The organism is Rhodococcus sp. 06-156-4, assembly GCF_002259345.1.
Taxonomy (GTDB): Bacteria; Actinomycetota; Actinomycetes; order Mycobacteriales; family Mycobacteriaceae; genus Rhodococcoides; species Rhodococcoides fascians_E.
Genome location: NZ_NPGB01000025.1, coordinates 61,760 through 81,083 on the forward strand (window position 1 = coordinate 61,760; position 19,324 = coordinate 81,083).

General features: G+C 64.7%; 24 protein-coding genes. 15 read left to right on the top strand and 9 right to left on the bottom strand.

The features are described from left to right. Positions 1–24: 24 nt before the first annotated feature. The 6 genes from CH290_RS16040 (at position 25) to CH290_RS16065 (ending at position 6,173) form a co-directional block, all read left to right on the top strand. Positions 25–378 (top strand): VOC family protein, encoded by a 354-nt coding sequence (locus CH290_RS16040; protein ID WP_033187820.1) that lies wholly within the window; start codon positions 25–27, stop codon positions 376–378. 197 nt (positions 379–575) lie between these two features. Further along, entirely contained in the window at positions 576–1,988 is a 1,413-nt protein-coding gene (locus CH290_RS16045) for a dicarboxylate/amino acid:cation symporter (RefSeq protein WP_020113013.1), read from the top strand. 58 nt (positions 1,989–2,046) lie between these two features. Continuing rightward, positions 2,047–3,171 (top strand): hypothetical protein, encoded by a 1,125-nt coding sequence (locus tag CH290_RS16050; RefSeq protein WP_230595473.1) that lies wholly within the window; start codon positions 2,047–2,049, stop codon positions 3,169–3,171. 192 nt (positions 3,172–3,363) lie between these two features. Beyond that, positions 3,364–4,077 carry an excalibur calcium-binding domain-containing protein gene (locus CH290_RS16055; protein WP_033187821.1) on the top strand — a complete coding sequence of 238 codons (714 nt, stop codon included), beginning with the start codon at positions 3,364–3,366 and terminating at the stop codon, positions 4,075–4,077. A 95-nt stretch (positions 4,078–4,172) separates the two neighbouring features. Continuing rightward, entirely contained in the window at positions 4,173–5,477 is a 1,305-nt protein-coding gene (locus CH290_RS16060; protein WP_033187822.1) for a T3SS (YopN, CesT) and YbjN peptide-binding chaperone 1, read from the top strand. A 27-nt stretch (positions 5,478–5,504) separates the two neighbouring features. Beyond that, on the top strand, positions 5,505–6,173 hold the full coding sequence (locus CH290_RS16065) for an NUDIX hydrolase (protein ID WP_019666691.1): 669 nt from the start codon (positions 5,505–5,507) through the stop codon (positions 6,171–6,173). A gap of 26 nt (positions 6,174–6,199) precedes the next feature. Here CH290_RS16065 and CH290_RS16070 read toward each other — a convergent pair whose 3' ends face one another. From CH290_RS16070 to CH290_RS16080, 4 genes are all read right to left on the bottom strand, one after another. Continuing rightward, on the bottom strand, positions 6,200–6,709 hold the full coding sequence (locus tag CH290_RS16070) for an O-acetyl-ADP-ribose deacetylase (RefSeq protein ID WP_033187823.1): 510 nt from the start codon (positions 6,707–6,709) through the stop codon (positions 6,200–6,202). A gap of 1 nt (position 6,710) precedes the next feature. Continuing rightward, positions 6,711–7,646 carry an ADP-ribosylglycohydrolase family protein gene (locus CH290_RS16075; RefSeq protein ID WP_033187824.1) on the bottom strand — a complete coding sequence of 312 codons (936 nt, stop codon included), beginning with the start codon at positions 7,644–7,646 and terminating at the stop codon, positions 6,711–6,713. A 65-nt stretch (positions 7,647–7,711) separates the two neighbouring features. Next, entirely contained in the window at positions 7,712–8,002 is a 291-nt protein-coding gene (locus CH290_RS30740; RefSeq protein WP_230620821.1) for an FAD-dependent monooxygenase, read from the bottom strand. A 39-nt stretch (positions 8,003–8,041) separates the two neighbouring features. Next, complete coding sequence (locus CH290_RS16080) at positions 8,042–8,722, bottom strand: FAD-dependent monooxygenase (protein WP_230620822.1); 681 nt, start codon at positions 8,720–8,722, stop codon at positions 8,042–8,044. A 53-nt stretch (positions 8,723–8,775) separates the two neighbouring features. On the opposite strand from CH290_RS16080, the gene CH290_RS16085 reads away from it, so the two are divergent. The 4 genes from CH290_RS16085 (at position 8,776) to CH290_RS16100 (ending at position 13,425) form a co-directional block, all read left to right on the top strand. Continuing rightward, positions 8,776–9,357, top strand: a complete 582-nt coding sequence (locus tag CH290_RS16085) for a TetR/AcrR family transcriptional regulator (RefSeq protein WP_019666695.1) — start codon at positions 8,776–8,778, stop codon at positions 9,355–9,357. 80 nt (positions 9,358–9,437) lie between these two features. Further along, positions 9,438–10,454, top strand: coding sequence for an AurF N-oxygenase family protein (locus tag CH290_RS16090; RefSeq protein WP_020113006.1), 1,017 nt, complete (start codon positions 9,438–9,440; stop codon positions 10,452–10,454). Between the two features lie 61 nt (positions 10,455–10,515). After that, a complete protein-coding gene (locus CH290_RS16095; protein ID WP_176460152.1) occupies positions 10,516–12,066 on the top strand; it encodes an FAD-dependent oxidoreductase in 1,551 nt (516 codons plus the stop codon). A gap of 96 nt (positions 12,067–12,162) precedes the next feature. Next, positions 12,163–13,425: a DUF2786 domain-containing protein gene (locus tag CH290_RS16100; protein WP_033187826.1), complete on the top strand. Its 1,263-nt coding sequence runs from the start codon at positions 12,163–12,165 to the stop codon at positions 13,423–13,425. Positions 13,426–13,428: 3 nt separating this feature from the next. On the opposite strand, the gene CH290_RS16105 is transcribed toward CH290_RS16100, so the two are convergent. Then, on the bottom strand, positions 13,429–14,421 hold the full coding sequence (locus tag CH290_RS16105) for an isopenicillin N synthase family dioxygenase (protein ID WP_020113003.1): 993 nt from the start codon (positions 14,419–14,421) through the stop codon (positions 13,429–13,431). 81 nt (positions 14,422–14,502) lie between these two features. Here CH290_RS16105 and CH290_RS16110 point away from each other — a divergent pair, with 81 nt between their 5' ends. The 4 genes from CH290_RS16110 to CH290_RS16125 are packed head-to-tail and all read left to right on the top strand — an operon-like array spanning position 14,503 to position 16,186. After that, positions 14,503–14,838: an ArsR/SmtB family transcription factor gene (locus CH290_RS16110; RefSeq protein WP_019666700.1), complete on the top strand. Its 336-nt coding sequence runs from the start codon at positions 14,503–14,505 to the stop codon at positions 14,836–14,838. Further along, on the top strand, positions 14,835–15,302 hold the full coding sequence (locus CH290_RS16115) for an SRPBCC family protein (RefSeq protein WP_033187827.1): 468 nt from the start codon (positions 14,835–14,837) through the stop codon (positions 15,300–15,302). Before CH290_RS16110 ends, CH290_RS16115 begins: the two co-directional genes overlap by 4 nt. 24 nt (positions 15,303–15,326) lie before the next feature. Then, positions 15,327–15,704, top strand: coding sequence for an ArsR/SmtB family transcription factor (locus CH290_RS16120; RefSeq protein WP_230594070.1), 378 nt, complete (start codon positions 15,327–15,329; stop codon positions 15,702–15,704). Further along, positions 15,701–16,186, top strand: coding sequence for an SRPBCC family protein (locus CH290_RS16125; protein ID WP_020113001.1), 486 nt, complete (start codon positions 15,701–15,703; stop codon positions 16,184–16,186). The genes CH290_RS16120 and CH290_RS16125 overlap by 4 nt, the downstream gene beginning before the upstream one ends. A 10-nt stretch (positions 16,187–16,196) precedes the next feature. Here CH290_RS16125 and CH290_RS16130 read toward each other — a convergent pair whose 3' ends face one another. The 3 genes from CH290_RS16130 to CH290_RS16140 all read right to left on the bottom strand — a co-directional run bounded on the left by CH290_RS16130 (position 16,197) and on the right by CH290_RS16140 (position 18,042). Beyond that, positions 16,197–16,556 (bottom strand): VOC family protein, encoded by a 360-nt coding sequence (locus CH290_RS16130; RefSeq protein WP_019666704.1) that lies wholly within the window; start codon positions 16,554–16,556, stop codon positions 16,197–16,199. A gap of 19 nt (positions 16,557–16,575) precedes the next feature. Further along, positions 16,576–16,986: a VOC family protein gene (locus CH290_RS16135; protein WP_019666705.1), complete on the bottom strand. Its 411-nt coding sequence runs from the start codon at positions 16,984–16,986 to the stop codon at positions 16,576–16,578. Positions 16,987–17,082: 96 nt separating this feature from the next. Continuing rightward, positions 17,083–18,042 carry an EamA family transporter gene (locus CH290_RS16140; RefSeq protein WP_033187828.1) on the bottom strand — a complete coding sequence of 320 codons (960 nt, stop codon included), beginning with the start codon at positions 18,040–18,042 and terminating at the stop codon, positions 17,083–17,085. Positions 18,043–18,080: 38 nt separating this feature from the next. On the opposite strand from CH290_RS16140, the gene CH290_RS16145 reads away from it, so the two are divergent. Then, positions 18,081–18,614 carry a CGNR zinc finger domain-containing protein gene (locus CH290_RS16145; RefSeq protein WP_019666707.1) on the top strand — a complete coding sequence of 178 codons (534 nt, stop codon included), beginning with the start codon at positions 18,081–18,083 and terminating at the stop codon, positions 18,612–18,614. Here the strand turns inward: CH290_RS16145 and CH290_RS16150 are convergent. Continuing rightward, positions 18,611–19,285 (bottom strand): DUF998 domain-containing protein, encoded by a 675-nt coding sequence (locus CH290_RS16150; protein ID WP_230620823.1) that lies wholly within the window; start codon positions 19,283–19,285, stop codon positions 18,611–18,613. The genes CH290_RS16145 and CH290_RS16150 overlap by 4 nt on opposite strands. Between the last annotated feature and the right edge of the window lie 39 nt (positions 19,286–19,324).

Sequence of the window (19,324 nt, forward strand, 5' to 3'; positions counted from 1 at the left end):
GTTCTCCTGACGAACGGACACCTCATGGCCATCGAACACGTACTCGCCGTCGTACCGGTGACGGACATCGACGCAGCCGAAACGTGGTACTCGTCGTTCTTCGGGGCGCCTGCCACCAACAACCCGATGCCGACCCTCGTCGAATGGAAGGTGACCGATGTCGGGTGGGTGCAGGTCACCGTCGACGACGTACGCGCAGGCACCGGTCTGCTGAATTTCGGGATCGACGATCTCGACGCTCACCGCGCGGAACTCGCATCCCGAGGTATCGACGCCGGTGACGTCGTCGACGCGAACAAAGGCGTTCGGTTGTCGACGGTTCTCGACCCCGACGGCAACACCATCACCCTCATCGGCGGGTTCCGGTTCGACTACTGAACCTGGGCGCAGGTTCGAGGTCGAATCAACTGGGAGTAATCTCCAGTAAGTGATGCCGCTCCTGACCAGTCGACGCTACGTCGACCTGCGCCTACAAGCGAGCTCTCTCTGTCTGTGACCGAGTCGTCTCGGCGTCGCATTCTCTGATTCGAAGGGCTTCTCCGCCCTCACCTCTTTTCCTGTCGAAAGGCATCTTCATGTCTGCGCCCAGTACTACGCGCGCGTCCCGCATACCCACGTGGGCAAAATCCTTCGGGCCTCAGATCGTCGCCGGGTTGATCCTCGGCGTCGTTCTCGGTCTCATCGCACGATCGATGCCCGACGCGGCCGACGGTAACGAGAACTGGCTGGTCGGCACCGTCGCCACCATCGGGTCGAGTTACGTCAAGCTGCTCACCGTCGCAGTCGTGCCGCTGGTGTTCACCGCCATCGTGTCCTCGATCGCGAATCTTCGCCAGGTAGCCAACGCTGCCCGGTTGGCGGTCCAGACTTTGTTGTGGTTCGCGATCACCGCGTTCATCGCCGTGATCATCGGAATCGTCATCGGTCTGGTCGCTCAACCGGGTTCACGCACCGGCGTCGAAGCGACGTCCGCGAAGGACCCGAGCAGTGTCGGTTCCTGGTGGTCGTTTCTGACCGGGCTGGTACCGAACAACTTCTTCGCGCTCGGGTCGAAGACATCGGTCACCACCGAAGCTGCCGGTGACGGAATCGCCAGCACAGCAACCACTTCGCTGAGCTTCAACATTCTCCAGCTTCTCGTGATCGCAGTCGCCATCGGCATCGCGGCGTTGAAGATCGGCGAGAAAGCGGAGCCGTTCCTGAACTTCAACGCATCGTTGCTCGCGATCGTGCAGAAGGTGTTGTGGTGGATCATCCGGCTCGCCCCAATCGGCACGGCCGCACTCATCGCGAACGCGGTCGCGACCTACGGGTGGGATGCGATCGGTTCCCTCGGCGTGTTCACCGTCGCCATCTACGTCGGCCTGGCCATCGTCTTCTTCGTCGTGTACCCCGTCATCGTTCGTGCGCACGGACTTTCGGTTCGCCAGTTCTTCTCCGGCGTGTGGCCCGCCACGCAGCTGGGCTTCGTCTCGCGCTCGTCGATCGGCACGCTGCCCCTCACCGAGCGCGTCACCGAACGCAATCTCGGTGTGCCGCGTGAGTACGCATCCTTCGCAGTACCGCTGGGCGCCACCACCAAGATGGACGGTTGCGCGGCAATCTATCCCGCCATCGCCGCCATCTTCGTCGCCCAGTTCTACGGCGTCTCCCTCACGTTCACCGATTACCTGTTGATCGTCGTGGTCTCCGTCATCGGATCCGCCGCGACCGCGGGAACCACCGGTGCGACGGTGATGTTGACTCTGACACTGTCGACGCTCGGATTGCCACTCGCCGGCGTCGGATTGCTGCTGGCGGTCGAGCCGATCGTCGACATGGGCCGCACGGCCGTCAACGTGACCGGACAGGCGCTCGTCCCGGCGATCGTCGCCAAGCGCGAGGGCATCCTCGACGAAGCCCGGTACAACAGCCCGCGTAACGGCGACCCGTTCAGCGACGACGACGTCACGCCGCCGACGGACCGCCAGCCGCAGCTGTCGTCCTAGTGACAATGGCTGCGGCGGTGCGCCGAGCGCGCCGTCGCAGCCATTAAACTAGGCGCTCATGGGATCCAAAGGACCGGCAAGCCGGGGGCAGAAGCGCGCAGCGAAAACGAAGGCGCGTGCCCGACGGCAACAATCCGCAGGCTCCGCTGCCCGCACATCCACGATCTCCCATGCCCTGCTGGAACATTTCCACTCCTGGCTCACCGATCGCGACATGGGTGAGCACGCCGACCGCGTGGTCAGCCTGGTGAAGACGACGCTGGGTCAGGTCGACCGGGCCAACCCGGGATTCGTCGTGACCTCCTGGACTCCGAACGACGCCCACTTCATCGTCGACGCCGTCGAGCGGATCGAGGACTCCGATCCGGACAACGGTGCTGCCGCAGCAACGAACATCGTCGTGACGCTGCTCGAATTCCTCACCTTCCTCGACGAGACCGACGCATGGACCGGTAGCGACGAGGACTTCGCGCACTGCATGGAAGACCTCACCGACTTCATCGACAACGATCCGGACGTCCTCGCCCCGGACGACATCGAGTTGCCGCTCGTCGCGCCGGCCGACGAGTCGGCAGCGCTGGCCGCACTTCCCGTCGTGGCCGGTGTCGCAGCCTTGGTCGACCGGGTGGGATCCGGCGCCTCGGTGAACGACATTCCCGAACTGTCGACGGCGCTGTCCGAGGAAGGCGAGCACGACCACTCGGACCACGAACCGCAGCCCGAGAACATCACGGCCCTCGACCACTGGGCAGTCGCCTTCGCCACCGACATTCTGGAGACGGACGGCACCCGAGTCGTGCCGGGCTCGGCGGTGGACAGTTTCTCCTCGCGATCCGTCGACGTGCTTCGAGACGTCCTCACCCAGCACATCCGCCACCAACTCAGCATGAGCGAGACCGACGTCTCGATGTCCCTGTCGAACACCTTTGCCATCCAGACCTTGCTCGCGGCTATGACCGAGGACCTGCCCCTCGACAACGCGGACGAGGACTACGAGGGCCTCGAAGGCGAGGACCTGCGGACGGCGCAGTTGATCGACTACCGGATCCGCGCCTTGCAGGAGCAAACCGTACTGGTCTCCGCCGACGACGCATTGACGGTTCCCGAGGCACTGCGACCTGCCGTTCTTGCGGGTGTGTCGCTGGCGGAACCGTTCGGAGATCAGGATCCGGACGACCTGTAACGAACTACGCGGTACGTACGACATGGTGCTCGGAATACAGCACACGGCCCCGTGAAACAGTCCGCGGCAGCCGGATTCTCGCTTCGAGCCCCACCGTCGTACGACAAAGCGATCCCCCGACATGATCGATCGGCCGTCTCGACTGGTCACGGTGCTCACGCGCCACTTCTCCATCACTCGAGGACTCCCCCCATGACCGATCCTTTCTCCCAGCCCTACGTCTTCCCCGGTGCTGAACGACCCGAGCGACCCCGACCGTTGATCGGCCGGATCATCGCGTGGTGCGCCGCAGTACTCGGCGCGCTGGTCCTCCTCGCGTCCATCGCGGACTTCTCGCTCCCCGGCATCGTGTTCGGACTGTGTGTCGCCGCGGCTGGTGCGCTGTACTTGATCGTCAAGCCCTCCCATGGCCGAGTCGTCTGGGCAACTCCTGCCTTGGCAGCCATTCCCGCGCTCGTCGCCGTCGGCATCGTTGCTCCCACAGCACACTCCGAGGACGTACCCGCCCCGGCGGCGTTCGCTGCACCGGCTATCGCCGAGGTGTCCCCGACGACGACCCGCCCGACGACCACACGACCGACGACGACCACTTCCAAGGCAACGGTCGCGCCGACTACCACCGCACCGACGACCACCCTCGCGCCGGCTCCCGAGACCGTCACCGTCTATGCGCCTCCGCCCACCACTACCGTGCCGTACGTTCCCGAGCCCGCACCGGTCTACATCGCCGAGCCCGAGCCGGCGTACGTGCCACCGGCCCCCGCGGCAGCGGCGGTTCCGTCGTACGTCTCCTACGCCAACTGCGCCGCGGTTCGGGCTGCCGGTGCCGCACCGATCTACGCAGGCGATCCCGGCTACAGCTCCAAACTCGATCGTGACGGCGACGGCGTCGGCTGCGAGAACTGAGCTCGCCGAGCTTGTCGGACCCCACCGATACAGTTCTTGTCGCAGGCCGATTCGGCTGCCGCGCAAGCAATGACGTCAGTGGCAAGGGGTGCGCAGTGAACGACAGAAACTTCGATCTCATCGACTTCATCGAGGGTGCGTGGCGCACCTACCAGGCGGATCTCGCCGCGTTCGTCGCGGAGATGCCCGACGGTGAGGAACTGACGTTGAGTGCGGAGTCTGGGGTGGACCGGACAGACGGGGACTCGCCGTGGATCCGAGTGTCCTCGGGTCCGGATGGAGAGATTGTGTCGGACGCTGCGCTAGGAAGCTACCTCTACCACGGGATCGAGCCGCCGGTGGGCGACGACGAGAAGCTCCGCGAACTGGGGTGGGCCACGCCGGGTGAACGAGACGTCTTCGGAGTGAAAAGCTGCTCCCTGCAGTGCAACCGCACCGACGCGGCTGATCTCGCGGAGCGAATCGTCACTGCGTTCCGGTCCGTCTGGCACGTCACCCACCCGGCGTTCCTGTCCGCAGACGCGGAGGGCGGCAGCGGACGCCAGTTTCGCACCGCCGCCGATCCTCGCCGCACCGATTCCACCGCACTGGTACCGCTGGACATCGATCATCTTCGCGCTCTCATGATCGACACCCTTCGCGCAGCCGGTATCGACATCTCACAGGAAGACAACGGCGACATAGCAATCGGTGGATTCGCATTACCGGTCCACGTGTGTCTCGGTCCGGACGCCACGGCCGTCCGACTGCACGCTCCTCTCGTGACCGGTATTCGGCACTCCACTGCCCTGTCACGCAAGATGGCCTGGCTCGGCACACGATGGAAGGAGATCAACTTCGTCGTTGCGGGTGGGCAGTTGTTCGCAGGTGTCGACGTCACGACGCGCACCTTCGTCCCTCGGCACCTCACTGCCGCCATCTATTCGCTCGGTCTGTTCGCGGACCGCATCGACACCGGGTTCGCGTCCGAGCTGGGCGGCACTGTGTTCGATCCGGACCACACACATCCCGATGCTCTTGCACAGGTCACGTGGTCCGACGACAGTGGAACGCTCGGCACTCTGCGGGCCGCGTGCGAGCTGACGGGCGGTCCCGTGGACGCGGCGACTGTCGATGCGTTGTGCCGTCGCCAGGACCTGGCCGAACTCACCGAGCGCGCACTGTGGTCGGCCGAGCGCTTTCGTGGGCACGCCCACCGGCTGGGCGACGAACGCCGTCTCCGAGCCGCGGTCCTGTGCGACAAATTCGCGGCAGCCTGGGAGGACGTCGCTGCGAGCCTGAAGCGCGCCGCCCGGCCTGCACCTGCGCCGGTTCCCCGCGGCGAACAGACCCAGCTGTTCCTCCAGTTCGACCAGCCCTCGTTGTTCGATGTCCGAGTGGATAACTCACCAGCGCGCTAACAGCAGTGGGTGCGCTAAAATCGACGAATGACCGAGGGCGCGGGCACGACACTGACGGATTACCCACGTCCGTCGGTAGCCGTCGACGTCGCAGTGCTGACCGTGCACGAGTCCGCCTTGTTCGTGGTCACCGTCGACTCACCTCGTGGCCTTGCACTGCCCGGTACCTTCCTTCATCCCGGTGAACGCCTGTCCGATGCAGCGCATCGAGTGCTGCAATCGAAGGCCGGTATCACGGCACTGCAGTTTCACCAGATCGGCATGTTCGACGCCCCCGACCGCGACGACCGCGGTTGGGTCCTGTCGATGGCGCACGGCGCTGCAGTTCCGTACGGCTCGCTACCCATCGGTGTGAAAGTGGTTCGCATCGAGGATGATCGGCCATCACAGCCGTTGGCGTTCGACCACAGCGACATGGTCGTTCTCGCCGTCGAGGACCTGCGCCGGCGGTATGCGTCGAACATCGATCCGTCGCTTCTGCTCGGTGAGGAGTTCACGCTGCTCGAGCTGAAGCAGTTGTACGAGGTGGTGTTCGGGAATCGATTCCCGAAGGACACGTTCAGACGCCACGTGTCACCGGCCCTCGACGGGACCGGTGCGACGTCCGTCGCCGCGGGTGGCCGTCCGGCAGAACTGTATCGACGGAAGGTCGGCGCGGTCCTGCCGGAAACGGCGTCCGCGCTGTTGCGGTCCTAGCCGCAGGATGCGGCCTGTCCGCTGAATCAGCCCAGCAGACGCGTCGTCGTTCGCGCAATGCTGTCGCTGAAGGCGACGAGCGTCACCACGTCCACGGACGTACGAGCGCCCGTGACGGCGGCGACCTGCTGCGCCACTGCATCGTCCACCGGCCATCCGTACGACCCGCCCGACACGAGCGGAAACGCCACCGTCGACGCGCCGAGCGAATCTGCGACGGCCAAACTACGCACGTATGCCGATCGCAGGATCCCCGATCGATCCTCGTGTGCCGAATACCGTGGTCCGACAGTGTGAATCACCCACCGAGCCGGCAATCGGCCTCCGGTGGTCGCGACGGCAGCGCCCGTGGCCAAGCCGTCGGGCAGGCTCGTGCGGCGCAGCTCCTTGCACGCGGCGAGAATGTCGGGCCCTCCTGCTCGGTGGATCGCGCCGTCGACACCCCCTCCTCCCAGAAGCGTCGAATTGGCCGCGTTGACGATCGCGTCGACCCGTAGCGTGGTGATGTCGCCGCGAACGACGTCGATGATGGCCATGTCAGATCTCTCCTGTTATGTCGGCGGCAAGCGTGAGGAGATCCCTGCCGGTCAGGTTCGGGTACCCGTGCAGCATCATCTGCCACTTCTCCGGAACAGCCGATGCACCCCAACGGGCTCCGACGAGTCCTCCGGCGATCGCCGCAGTGGTGTCGGTGTCACCGCCCGCGAGAACACAGAGCTCGAGCGTGCTCGCCAGGTGTTCCGGTCCTGCCTGCTCGGCTTTCGTTACTGCCCACCATGCCGTCTGCAGCGCGTGGACGACCCACCCGTTGTTCGGGAAGTCCGTCGGGTTCCCGTTCTCGGCCTCCTCGAGCAGTGGTGCCCAGAAGTCGGCCGCGCGTCCGGCGACGTCCAGCCATCCGCGCACGCCGTCGAAGTTTCCGTGCCGGACGGCGTGTGCGATCGCGAACGTCCAGAGCTGGCACGCCTCGCCTGCCTGCGGATCGGAATGCGTGAGTTCACTGATCGATCGGGCTGCGTTCATCAGGTCGTCGGTGGTGTCGTTCAGGTAGGCGAGCGCGACGGGGGCCGTGCGCATCAGCGAACCGTTTCCTCCCGTGCGGCCGGTGAGAGCTCCCGCCCGACGTGTCATGTCCGCGGCGGATTCGCTTCGGTACCCGAGTACCGACCGCGTCTGATGTCCGATGTCGGCCGGATCGGTGTCGTACCAGGCGACGAAATTGGTGGCCACGGCATCGAGTCCGGCGCCCTCTCCTGGTTTTGCATCGCGGGCTGCGAGGGCCACTGCAACAGCCATGGATGTGTCGTCGGTCCACTCCCCTGGTGCCCAGTCGAACGGGCCGCCGCCGATCATGTCGACGACTGTGCCCGGTGCTGGATGGGTGAACTCGTAGCCGGCACCGAGGGCATCCCCCGTTGCCGTACCGAGTAGCACTCCGGCTGCGCGATCGCTTCGACCGGTATTCGATGTCACTGCCGAATCTCCTTAGCTCGTTTGTGCGCTTAGATTAGCGCATATTTGAGCTAAACTGCAACAGCTCACCCGATCCTCGCGAGACCACCCGCCAGCAGGTCCCGCGCTCTCGTCCACCGACGAGCGGTTGCGCAGGAACCAGCCAACGACGACGCGCGCGAGATCCGGTACGCCCGGCGGCGTCGAGCAGCGTCGTACCTACGCAGAGCGCCGGCGACCGTCTCCTCCTCGACGAGGGAAGAGGCCAGAGCGACCGCATCCAGCAGGGACTCACACGCACCACGGCCCAGATTGGGCGCCATTGCGTGCGCGGCGTCACCGACGAGCGCGACATTCCCACGCACCCACGACTTCATCGACGGGATCATCGCGAGCTCACGGAAATCGCTGCGCTGCTAATCGATTCGCGCAACCACGTCGGACACACCGCCGTGCCACGACGCGAAATGCTCCGCCATCGACTCACCCTCGCCCAGCTCCGTTCGCCTCACAGACGCGAACCAATTCGTGCGACGGCTGTCGTGGGGCGTCGTTCCGAACAGCTTGCCTCGGCCCCACGTCTCCGTCATGGACACACATGGGCCGTCGACGGTCCCCCGCCACGCAACAGCGCCCAACGGAATCGGCGCCCCCTCGGGCCCGAAGACTTCCGACCGGATGGCGCTGTTGATCCCGTCGGCGGCGATGATCACGTCGCACTCGGACACGTCGGACAACGCCTCGACCCGGCGGCCGAACTCCACGACACCTGTCGGACTCGCCGCAGCCAACGCTTCCAGCAGATCCGGTCGAGGAACGAGACGAGCTGAATGCTTCGCGCCCAGACGAGCGATGCACGAACCGTCAGGGCGTAGAAATCGCGCGCCGGTCACTTCGACCGACGCGGATCGAACAGCGTCGCCGACCCCGACTGCATCCAGGGCCCGCAGCGCTTCCGGCCACATCCCCAGAGCCGTACCACCCGCGGACACCTCGTCCGACTTCTCGAGCACACGGACATCCCACCCCGCACCGACCAGAATCGGCGCGGCGGCGAGTCCTGCAATTCCACCCCCGACGATCACCGCTGACTTCATCTTCCGGACACTACTACGATCGTAGTGCCATGGCACTACTTTTATAGTGAGCCATGACCACCCAGCGTCGACACACCGCCGCAGCAGCTCTCGTACAGGTAGGCGAACACGGGCTCCACGGCCTCACGCATCGCAAGGTCGACGCTCGCGCAGGCGTGCCGGCGGGGACCACCTCGAACTACTTCCGCACTCGGTCCGCCTTGATCGCAGGCGTGCTCGAACATCTCGAAGAACTCGACCGGGAGGCGTGGGAGAACGCGTCCGCCACACCCCGACCTCGGTCTCGCGGGGAACTGACGGCAGCGCTGGTCGCATTCGTGGACGACGCGATCGGCCCGCGGCGAACGCATACGACCGCGCGATTCGCACTCTTCGCCGCAGCGGCCGCGGATCCCGAGTTGGCGACAAGGCTCGGCGCGATCCGCGCCCGGATCGTCGAGTGGGCAGAGAGCGTTCTGATCCACATCTCGACCGAGGACACGGCGTCGTGCGCCCGCGCGCTGTGCCACTACCTGGACGGCCTGATCCTCCACAAAATCGCCACTGCGACAAGTTCGAGCACGCTGTCACACACAGATTCCGTGGATATCGGCGTGGCCGTCGACCGAATAACTGCAGGTCGAACCCGTTCTTGAAAGTTACTCGCTAGTAAACTGGATTTTGCTGATACTACGAGTTACATTAAAAACACGTTCGCACCATGTAGGAGGAAGCGATGACACTGACGTCAGAAGACGGCACGATCTCGATCGACCCGGACGCAGAGACCGAGAAGTACAACGAGACTCTGCGCCTTCTGTCCGAGGGCTCGGTGCACAAGCATTTCGACCCGTACGTGGACATCGACTGGGAGTCCCCCGAGTTCGCGGTGACCGAGAACGATCGCCGGTGGATTCTCCCGACCAAGACCGATCCGATCGGTGGGCACGCCTGGTACCAGGCTCTGCCGGAGGACAAGAAGATCGCGATCGGCATGTGGCGCCAAGCCAACGTGGCCAAGGTCGGACTGCAGTTCGAGAACATCCTCATTCGCGGGATGATGCAGTACGTCTTCTCCCTGCCCAACGGTTCGGCCGAGGCGCGGTACTGCACTCACGAGTCGATCGAAGAGTGCAACCACACGCTGATGTTCCAGGAAATGGTCAACCGGGTCGACAACGACGCACCCGGCATGAGTCGGCCGATGAAGATGCTGTCGCCGATCATCCCGTTGTTCGCGTCGATCGCCCCCGAACTGTTCTTCGTCGGCGTCCTCGCAGGCGAGGAGCCGATCGACCACATCCAGAAGAGCGTGCTGCGGTCGGGCGAGGAAATCCACCCGATCATGCAGGGCGTCATGGCCATTCACGTTGCCGAGGAAGCACGCCACATCTCCTTCGCGCACCAGCTGCTGCGTCGTCGCGTACCCAAGATGTCCAAGGTGGGTCGCTTCTTCCTGTCGCTCGCTTTCCCGATCGTCATGCGGGTGCTGTGCGACGCGATCGTCATTCCCCCGAAGCGGTTCTGGAAGAAGTTCGACATCCCGGCGTCGGTCAAGAAGGACCTGTTCTGGGAGAGCGAGGAAGCCCAGCACACGCTGCAGGACTACTTCGGTGACGTGCGCATGCTCGCCAAGGACACCAAGATGATGAGCCGCCCGGCCAAGCTCATGTGGAAGCTGTGCGGAATCGACGGCAAGGCCTCGCGTTTCCGCAGCGAGCCGGACCGTAGCTCCAGCCAGTTCGCCGCCTGATTCTCCCCGTCCTTCACAGCGCCAGTTCTCTCCACAGCAGCGCCTGCCGTCAGGAATACTCATGCCCCACGTTGTCACCCAATCGTGTTGCAGCGACGCATCGTGCGTCTACGCATGCCCCGTCAACTGCATTCACCCGACACCCGACGAGCCTGATTTCCTGACGGCAGAGATGCTGCACATCGACCCGGCGTCGTGCGTCGACTGCGGGGCGTGCGTGTCGGCGTGCCCCGTCGACGCGATCGTTCCCAAGTCGAAGCTCACCGAGAGTCAGCTTCCGTTCCTCACGATCAACTCCGACTTCTACAAGCAGGAACGGCCGCCGCGTCCGATCCTCGCCCCGGTATCGCCTGCACCAGCAGTCACCAAGGAACGCGAGCCGCTCCGTGTGGCGATCGTCGGCTCCGGCCCGTCGGCCATGTACGCGGCAGACGAGTTGCTGACGCAGCCCGGCGTGAAGGTCGACGTGTACGACAGACTCCCCCAGCCCCACGGTCTCGCTCGCCTCGGCGTGGCACCCGATCACGAGAAGACCCGTCAGGTGTCGCGTCTGTTCGACCAGATTGCCGCGCAGTCCGGTTTCGAGTTCCACCTCGATACCGAGATCGGCAAGGACATCACCCACGACCAGCTGCTCGAGACTCACCACGCGGTGATCTACGCCGTGGGCGCCTCACGCGACCGCGAGTTGACGATCGACGGCGCGAACCTCCCGGGACGGACGTCCGCTACCGACTTCGTCGCCTGGTACAACGGGCACCCGGACCACTCGCACCGCCGGTACGACCTGTCGCACAAGCGCGCCGTCATCGTCGGCAACGGCAACGTCGCTCTCGACGTCGCGCGCATTCTCACCATCGATCCCGAGCGACTCGTAGGCACCAACGTGCCGGATCACGTGGTCAAGACCCTGCGCGAGTCCAAGATCGAGGAAGTGCTCGTCGTGGGCCGACGCGGTGTCGCTCAGTCGGCGTTCACCGTTCCCGAGTTCGCCGGCCTCCTCTCGACCCCGGGCATCGACATCTCGCTGCACCACGACGAGATCCAACTCGATGCCACCACGGCCGCGCTGGCCGACGCCGACGACCTTCCCCACGCCGTCGCGCAGAAGCTGCAGTTGCTGCGTCGCGTCGAGGACACCCCCGGCGGCGACAACAGGCGCATCGTGCTGCGCTACCTGCTCTCCCCTACCCGCATCCTCGGCGAAACCTCGGTCACCGGAGTCGAATTCGATCGGATGACGCTCGAGACGGACGAAAACGGAGGCGTGCGCAGCGTAGCGACGGGCGAGAAGGAAACCGTCGACGCCGGACTCGTGCTCACCTCGATCGGCTACCGAGGCGTCGCGCTTCCCGGTGTGCCCTTCGACGACCGTCGCGGAATCATCCCCAACGACGACGGCCGTGTGCTCGACTCCCCCGATGGTGAGGTCGTTCCCGGAACCTACGTGACCGGCTGGATCAAGCGCGGACCGTCGGGATTCATCGGAACCAACAAGTCCTGCGCGCAAGGGACCGTTCTGAACCTGGTCGAGGACTTCAACAACGGACTGCTCCCCGATCTCGGCGTCGCAACCCCACCCCGCCGACAGTGGCGACTCCGTCGCACGTGAGTGGATTCGATGTCGTAGTGCCCTGATAGAACTTTCGTCGACAGCGTTGCCAGCCCCTCACTGGCGTCGACGACTCGTTCGACGAGGGGAACATTCATGGGCACTTCGGATCTGACTCGCGCCCCGCAGTGGTGGCTCGGGCACAGCAACATCGATATCGACATTCACACTCTGATGACCGCCGGAATCGATCTGGCGTCGAGTCTGCTGACGGACGAGACGGCACTGCACGCCTTCGTCGGTCGGCTCATGGACATCGAGAATCGGCTTTCGGCGGCCCGGTTGTGCATCGAGAGCTCGGTGTTCTCCGCGTCGCTGCTGGAGACGGCGTTCGAGCGTGGGTGGATGCCTGCAGAACTCGTGCACGTCATCGGCCAGGGCGCGGACAAGGCAGCCGCACCGATGCTGGTGGTTCTTCTCGGCGAGCACGCACGGCGCAGTCATGCGTTCTCGCGTGCTCCCCAGGAGTGGATCGGGCAATTGCGCACGCTCGGTGTCGATCCGGGTGCGGAGCTCGCCGGCCTCCGCACCAACCGCCGAGTCACGCCGCACGAATTCTGGACCACTTTCCTGCACCTGAATGCCACCGTCCGCAGGTTGCCCATCATGGAAATGACCGGGCCACCGCCGTCTCGTTGGGGTGAGAAGTCGCCATCCGATCGCGTCAGGTCGGACGAGAAAGTGCTCAACAAGATCCGCGGATTGTTGGCCAAGGCGGAATCGTCGTCGTTCTCGGGAGAACGAGAATCGTTCTCCGCCAAGGCGCAGGAACTGATGACGCGCTACGCGATCGATACCGCGATGGTCGACGCGCGGTCGTCCGACCCCATCGACACCCGTGTCGCCGTCAGAAGATTCACCGTCGACAACCCTTACGTCGATGCGAAGATGCGGTTGTTCTCCTCCGTCGCTCGTCCCAACGGCGTCAGAACCGTTCACTACCGGAGTTTTCAGCTCGTCGCCGCGGTAGGCATGCCCGTCGATATCGACTTGTGCGAGTTGCTCTACACGTCGTTGTTGGTGCAGTCGTCGATGGAACTGGACGCGGTGGGTGTGGATCCGAGCAAGCGCGGCAGAGGTTTTCGCCGGTCGTTCCTGTTCGCCTATGCCCAGCGAGTCGAGGAGCGCATCACCGAGGCATTCCTCCGAGCTCGCACCGAGGCCGGCGAACACTACGGCACCGCCCTGGTCCCGGTCTTCGCCGAACGCGACCGAGCCGTCACGGCGCTGTTCGACGAGATGTTCCCGAAGCTGAAGTCGAGGAAGACCAGCTTTTCCAATCACAGTGGCTGGCAACATGGTCGGGTTGCTGCCGACCGCGCCGATATCACCGGAGGGCGAGAGAAGATCGAGGACTGACCCTCAGTACGCCGAGCCCGGACCGGTCGCCGTGATGCCGTGGTGGATCTCGGCGACATCCGGGTGGGCTCGTGTTCGCGACTTCCATGCGTTCTCGCCGTAGGTCGCGAAGATGGGGTTGGTGGGATCGTCCTCGACGCCCCGGCTTCGAGCGGCGAGTTCGTCCGGGAGTTCGACAATGGGAATCACGGCGTCGAGGGCTGGATTGAGGAAGAACGGAATGGATACTCGGTCGGTGCCCTCGCTGGGCGCGACGACGCGGTGGCGGGTGGCACGCAGATATCCCTGCGTTGCCACTTCGAGGAGCTCTCCGATGTTGACGATGAACGCGTCCTGGACGGGCGGAACATCGATCCACTTGTCCGGCGAGAGCTCCACCTGTAGGCCTCGGGAGTCCGGCTCGACGAGCAGCAACGTCAACACTCCCGAATCCTTGTGCGCACCCACTCCCTGCGGATTCTCGGAGCTTCCGGGGTACCGCACCACCTTGATCAGGGTTGCCGGGTTGTGTGCGAACGCGTCGTCGAACACGCCGGGTTCGGCACCGAGGGCCGTTGCCCATTGTCGTAGCAGCCGCAGGCCTACGTCGGACAGTTCCTGTTCCCATGCTTCGAACGCGGGACGCAGTTTCGGCAGCGCCGACGGCCAGAGGTTCGGACCCTGCAAGTGCCAGTAGCCCTCTGCCCCGTCGACGAGGGCACGTTCGGGGCCGATGTCGATCTGTTCGCGCCAGTCGGTTCGTCCGTTGGTGAGCTCTCCACCGAGACGCGAGTATCCACGGAACTGCGGACTTTTCAGTTGCGAGATCTCGTCCTTGGCGCCGTCGTCCAGGGCGAAGAACTCCCGTGCCAGGCGCAACACCTCTGCGATTCGGGATCCGGACACCCCGTGGCCGGTCAGGTAGAAGAACCCGGATTCGTGGGCGGCGGCGAGCAGATCGGCGCGAAAGCGCACCGGGTCGGAGTCCGCGTGTGTGAGGTCGAGAACCGGAAGCATGCTGTCCAGTATCGAACTCCGCATCGACATCCGCTAATGGTTAGCCCTTGCGCTAACCATTGGACGTTGATAGTTTGCCTTATGGCTCAGTTTTCGCCGACGCTCGATCTCGTCTTCCACGCACTGTCCGATCCCACCCGACGGGCCGTTCTCGCACGCCTCGGACGAGGGCCGGCAAGCGTCGGAGAGTTGGCCGAGCCGTTCTCCATGGCCCTACCGTCCTTCCTGAAACACATTCGCCTGCTGGAGGACAGCGGGTGCATTCTGACCCACAAGACCGGGCGAACACGTATCTGCACGCTCGTCGCGGATCCATTCTCCGCGGTCGAAATGTGGCTCGAGAAGCAGCGTTCCACCTGGGAAGCGCACACCGACCGTCTCGAACAGTTCGTCACCGAAACACAGGAGCCGTCATGACACACACGCAATCCGACCTCGATCTGACCGTCTCTCGGATCATTCGCGCACCACGCACACGAGTGTGGAAAGCCTGGACGACACCCTCCCAGCTGGAACAGTGGTGGGTGCCGAAGCCCGCTACGGCACGTGTCGTCGACCTCGACCTGCGACCGGGTGGATCGTTCGTCACCGAGATCAGTGAGACAGAAGAGACGTTCGGGCCGCACATCGCGGGATGCTTCCTCGACGTCGTCGACGGGGAACGATTGGTGTTCACGAATGCACTCACTGCAGGCTGGCGACCGGCTACCGACCCGTTCATCACTGCCGTCATCACGTTCGCCGACCACCCGGACGGGACCGAGTATCTCGCGACGGTCATGCACAAGGATGCAGCCACGGCTGCGCAGCACGTCGAGCTCGGTTTTCACGACGGGTGGGGAACCGTCACCCGGCAGCTCGCCGAACTGGTCGAGGCCTGACAGGAAGTCCTCGACCCTTGACCGATGCCGACCGACCGCCTAACGTACAACCAAATGGTTGTAGATGAAGTGAGCGATGCCGATCTCGACCGCCTCTTCCAGGCGTTCGCGGACACCACTCGGCGCGACATCGTGTCCAGGCTTCTACGGAACGAGCATTCGGTGTCCTCGCTCGCCGCTCACTACTCCATGAGTTTCGCGGCCGTGCAGAAGCACGTTGCGATTTTGGAACGCGCTTCGGTCGTGAGCAAAGAGAAGCGCGGACGGGAGCAGATCGTGCGAATTCATTTGGTAGGCATCGAAAGAGCACGAGCACTGCTGGCCGAGTACGAAACGATCTGGCGCCGACGCGTCGACCGGATCGCCGATATCCTCGCCGAAGACCAGGGAGAACCCTCATGAGCGTCATCAGCACAACACAGAACCCCGACCGACTGAACTTCACGATCGTCGCCGAGTTCGACGCGACAGTCGACCGGGTGTGGCAGATCTGGGCCGACCCTCGTCAGCTCGAACGCTGGTGGGGCCCACCGACCTGGCCCGCGACCTTCGACACCCACGAGTTCGTCGAAGGTGGCAAGGCGCTCTATTACATGACCGGTCCCGACGGCGAGAAGGCCCGCGGTTGGTGGCGCATCACGTCACTGGACGCTCCGTCGAGCCTGTCGTTCGACGACGGTTTCGCCGACGACGACTGGAACCCCATCGACAACTTGGGCGTCACGAAGACCGCCGTCACGCTCGAGGACGTCGACGGACGTACCCGCATGACGACGGTCGCGACCTTCGTGAGTGCCGAGCAGATGAACACGCTCATCGAGATGGGCATGGAGGAAGGCATGAGCCTCGCCATGGGGCAGATCGACGCCGTGCTTGCTGGGTAGCGGCCGGAAACTACTGCGCCGCCCAGATTCCCAGTTCGTTTCCGCTCGGGTCGGTGAAGTGAAAGCGTCGACCTCCGGGGAATTCGTACGGCCCGTTGACCACTTCACCGCCGGCTGCGGTCACTGCGTCCAGTGACGCTTCCAGGTCGTCGGAGTAGAGCAGAACGAACGGGCCACCGGTCGGGCGTGGTTCGGTGGAGAGCGCGAGACCACCGACCTCGTCCCCGTCGGCGCCTTGGATTCCGGCGTACTCGGGCCCGTAATTGTTGAACCCCCAGCCGAATGCGCCGGAATAGAAGGCCTGGGCTGCGGCCAGGTCTGTCACTGTCAGTTCGATGTAGTTCAGTCGATGGTGCATGTTCTCGGCCATGTCGGCAGCCTACTTTCCGTCACGAACCTGCGATGTTGACCAGCCAGTTGATGCCGAATCTGTCGGTGAGCATGCCGAAGGTGTCACCCCACGGGGCCTTGTTCAGACCCATCGTGTTCTGTGCCCCGTCGGCCAGTGTGTTCCAGTATCCGGTCAGTTCGGCCTCGTCTTCGCCACTGAGCGAGACGGAGATGTTGTCGCCGACGTTCAGGTTCATGCTCGACGGCGTGTCCGCACCCATCAGAGTCAGACCGCTGGGCGAGACGAGTTGGCCGTGCATGATCTGGTCTTTCTCGGCCGGGTCGTCGCTCGCACCGAAGTCTGCGAACGTGTTGAGAGTGAGCTCGCCTCCGAACACGGAGTGGTAGAACTGCAGTGCCTCACGGGCGTCGCCGCGAAAGTTGAGATACGGATTCAGGCGGGTCGTCATGATGTCTCCTCGCGCTCGGTGCCGGCCACTTCGGGGTTCGACGACAATCCTAGGAGCCTGACCGCCGGCCGGGGCGTGTTCGGATATGTGCGGCATTCACGGGATACGCGGCTCACCCAGCTTGACCAGGATGACTCCGATCAGGATGAGAACGCCGCCCGAGATCTGAACGAGCCGTGGCGTTTCACCGAGAAGCAGCCAGGCGAAGAGCAGAGCCGACACCACTTCCGTGAGCCCGACGAACGACGCGAGTCTCGACCCCAACCTGCGAATGGCGGCAATTCCGCACACGTAGGCCAGCGCTGCCGTCACGATTCCCAGCCCGAGGACAGACCCCCACCAGGGCATGGTCGCGCCGGCGAGGACGACATCGTCGGTGCTCGCCGCGAAGGGAACCACTCCGAGCGCGCCTGCGACGAGCAGAATCGTTCCGCCGCACAGCAATCCGGCAGCGGCCAGCGTCAACGGGGGCAGCCCGTTTCCCTCGTCGGCGGACATGATCCAGTACACGGCCGCGCCCGCCATTGCTGCCAGCGCCCACAGGACCCCGAGGGGGTCCAACGAAGCACCGGACACGAGATCGAGCACCAGGAACAGGCCGACGGCGGCGACGGCAGCGCCACCGACCGTCACCAGCGTCGGGCGCTGCCCTCGCCGCAACCACATCCACCCGATGACTGCCACCGGAGAGGTGAATTCGATGAGCAGCGCCACCCCGACCGGCATGTAGTTCACCGCGTTGAAGAATGCCAACTGGCAACCGGCGACGGCGAACACGCCGTAGGCGAGGATGGTGCGCAGATTCTTCGACAGCAGTGCCCACCGTCCCCGTAGCGCGAACATGCCGGGAACCAGAAGGACGGCGGCAGCGATCATGATCCTGGCCGTGACGGCGGACCCAGCCGTCCACCCGGCGTCGAGCAGGCTCTTCGCCAGCGGCCCGGACAGCCCGAACGCAGCCGATGAGACAACCGCCAATCCCAGGCCCGAGGCCAGCCTGGATGGAGTGGCTGCCATCCCACCCAAAGGAGTTCCGTCATTGGTCAACGCCGTCATGGCTCATTACAGTAGGAACCGATTGGTAAGGTGTCAACATGGTCTTCACCGATGACACCGCAGGTGCGCTGGTGTCCGCCGTAGCCTTGGCCAACTCGGGCGAGGATCCCGACACACTCGTGACCCGGGACCAGCTGAAGGAGTTCTTCGCCCGACACCACTACACGGGACGTTTCGACGGCGACGCAGCCGAGCTCGATGCCGTCCGCGCCCTACGTCCGTCGTTGCGGACCTTGCTGACGAGCGACCGTGACACTGCGGTGGAGCTCGTCAACACGATCCTGGCCGACGCCTGCGCGTTGCCCCGACTGGTCCGCCACGGCGAGACCGACTGGCACCTGCACGCGGTCAGCGACGACAGTCCCCTTGCGCGACGCATCGCCGTCGAGACCGCGATGGCGATGATCGACGTCATCCGCGCCGACGAACTCTCTCGTCTGACCATCTGTGCAGCCGACTGCGAGGGCATCGTGCTCGACCTCTCGCGTAATCGATCGCGCAAGTTCTGCAGCACAGCGTGCGGTAACCGCACCGCCGTCGCGGCGTACCGGACGAGGCAGGCCGGAACTTAACGCTCGCGCACCCTGTTCGCCGACGCCGCCCGAACCCAGAGGGCCAGCGAGATGAGCGCCAGCACCTCGGCGACCACCAGGGCGCGCTCGACGTAACCCAGCGTGACGACCCGGTACCAGGGAGTCGTCGTGGTCGCGCCGACGACGAGCGCGTACAGGATGGGGAGCAACGTGGCCACCGACAGGAATGCCAGGCCGAGCGTCGACCGCGCTCGAACACCCCACCGCCCGTCGCGTAACCACGGCAGAGCGAAGGCGATCACGGCGATCGGCACGCTCACGAACGCCATTGCCGCACCGGCCCGGTGGATGGCACCGCCGAGCCCGAGTGTGGCGTCGTTGCTCCAATCCTGTTTGGGGACGGCGACAACGGCGACGAGGCCGACGGTCCACAGCGTCAGGGCGACCGCCGCTGTCGATCGTGGCCTGACCAACCCGGTGCGAACCGCAGCCACCAGCGTCGCGGCGGATCCCAGCGCAAGAAGCAGCACTCCTCCGGTGAAGACCCACTGCTGGGCGCCGAGGCCGTACTCACTGATGGTTCGACGCAGGTGGCTGGCATTGCTCGCCGCGGTGAGAATGTCCAGCACGAGCACGAGGATGGAACCGAGGATGATGGCGACGGCACCGGCCGAGGCGGGTCGCACGAGGCGCGGGATATCGATCGTCACCCGATCCACTGTGCCCGAAGAATCCGACTTCAGGCTCGT

Bases quoted from the DNA above. Each gene is read 5' to 3' on its own strand.
- CH290_RS16040 (WP_033187820.1), top strand. From the start codon at position 25: ATGGCCATCGAACACGTACTCGCCGTCGTACCGGTGACGGACATCGAC.
- CH290_RS16045 (WP_020113013.1), top strand. From the start codon at position 576: ATGTCTGCGCCCAGTACTACGCGCGCGTCCCGCATACCCACGTGGGCA.
- CH290_RS16050 (WP_230595473.1), top strand. From the start codon at position 2,047: ATGGGATCCAAAGGACCGGCAAGCCGGGGGCAGAAGCGCGCAGCGAAA.
- CH290_RS16055 (WP_033187821.1), top strand. From the start codon at position 3,364: ATGACCGATCCTTTCTCCCAGCCCTACGTCTTCCCCGGTGCTGAACGA.
- CH290_RS16065 (WP_019666691.1), top strand. From the start codon at position 5,505: ATGACCGAGGGCGCGGGCACGACACTGACGGATTACCCACGTCCGTCG.
- CH290_RS16070 (WP_033187823.1), bottom strand. From the start codon at position 6,709: ATGGCCATCATCGACGTCGTTCGCGGCGACATCACCACGCTACGGGTC.
- CH290_RS30740 (WP_230620821.1), bottom strand. From the start codon at position 8,002: ATGAAGTCGTGGGTGCGTGGGAATGTCGCGCTCGTCGGTGACGCCGCG.
- CH290_RS16080 (WP_230620822.1), bottom strand. From the start codon at position 8,722: ATGAAGTCAGCGGTGATCGTCGGGGGTGGAATTGCAGGACTCGCCGCC.
- CH290_RS16085 (WP_019666695.1), top strand. From the start codon at position 8,776: ATGACCACCCAGCGTCGACACACCGCCGCAGCAGCTCTCGTACAGGTA.
- CH290_RS16090 (WP_020113006.1), top strand. From the start codon at position 9,438: ATGACACTGACGTCAGAAGACGGCACGATCTCGATCGACCCGGACGCA.
- CH290_RS16095 (WP_176460152.1), top strand. From the start codon at position 10,516: ATGCCCCACGTTGTCACCCAATCGTGTTGCAGCGACGCATCGTGCGTC.
- CH290_RS16100 (WP_033187826.1), top strand. From the start codon at position 12,163: ATGGGCACTTCGGATCTGACTCGCGCCCCGCAGTGGTGGCTCGGGCAC.
- CH290_RS16105 (WP_020113003.1), bottom strand. From the start codon at position 14,421: ATGCTTCCGGTTCTCGACCTCACACACGCGGACTCCGACCCGGTGCGC.
- CH290_RS16110 (WP_019666700.1), top strand. From the start codon at position 14,503: ATGGCTCAGTTTTCGCCGACGCTCGATCTCGTCTTCCACGCACTGTCC.
- CH290_RS16115 (WP_033187827.1), top strand. From the start codon at position 14,835: ATGACACACACGCAATCCGACCTCGATCTGACCGTCTCTCGGATCATT.
- CH290_RS16120 (WP_230594070.1), top strand. From the start codon at position 15,327: ATGCCGACCGACCGCCTAACGTACAACCAAATGGTTGTAGATGAAGTG.
- CH290_RS16125 (WP_020113001.1), top strand. From the start codon at position 15,701: ATGAGCGTCATCAGCACAACACAGAACCCCGACCGACTGAACTTCACG.
- CH290_RS16130 (WP_019666704.1), bottom strand. From the start codon at position 16,556: ATGGCCGAGAACATGCACCATCGACTGAACTACATCGAACTGACAGTG.
- CH290_RS16135 (WP_019666705.1), bottom strand. From the start codon at position 16,986: ATGACGACCCGCCTGAATCCGTATCTCAACTTTCGCGGCGACGCCCGT.
- CH290_RS16140 (WP_033187828.1), bottom strand. From the start codon at position 18,042: ATGACGGCGTTGACCAATGACGGAACTCCTTTGGGTGGGATGGCAGCC.
- CH290_RS16145 (WP_019666707.1), top strand. From the start codon at position 18,081: ATGGTCTTCACCGATGACACCGCAGGTGCGCTGGTGTCCGCCGTAGCC.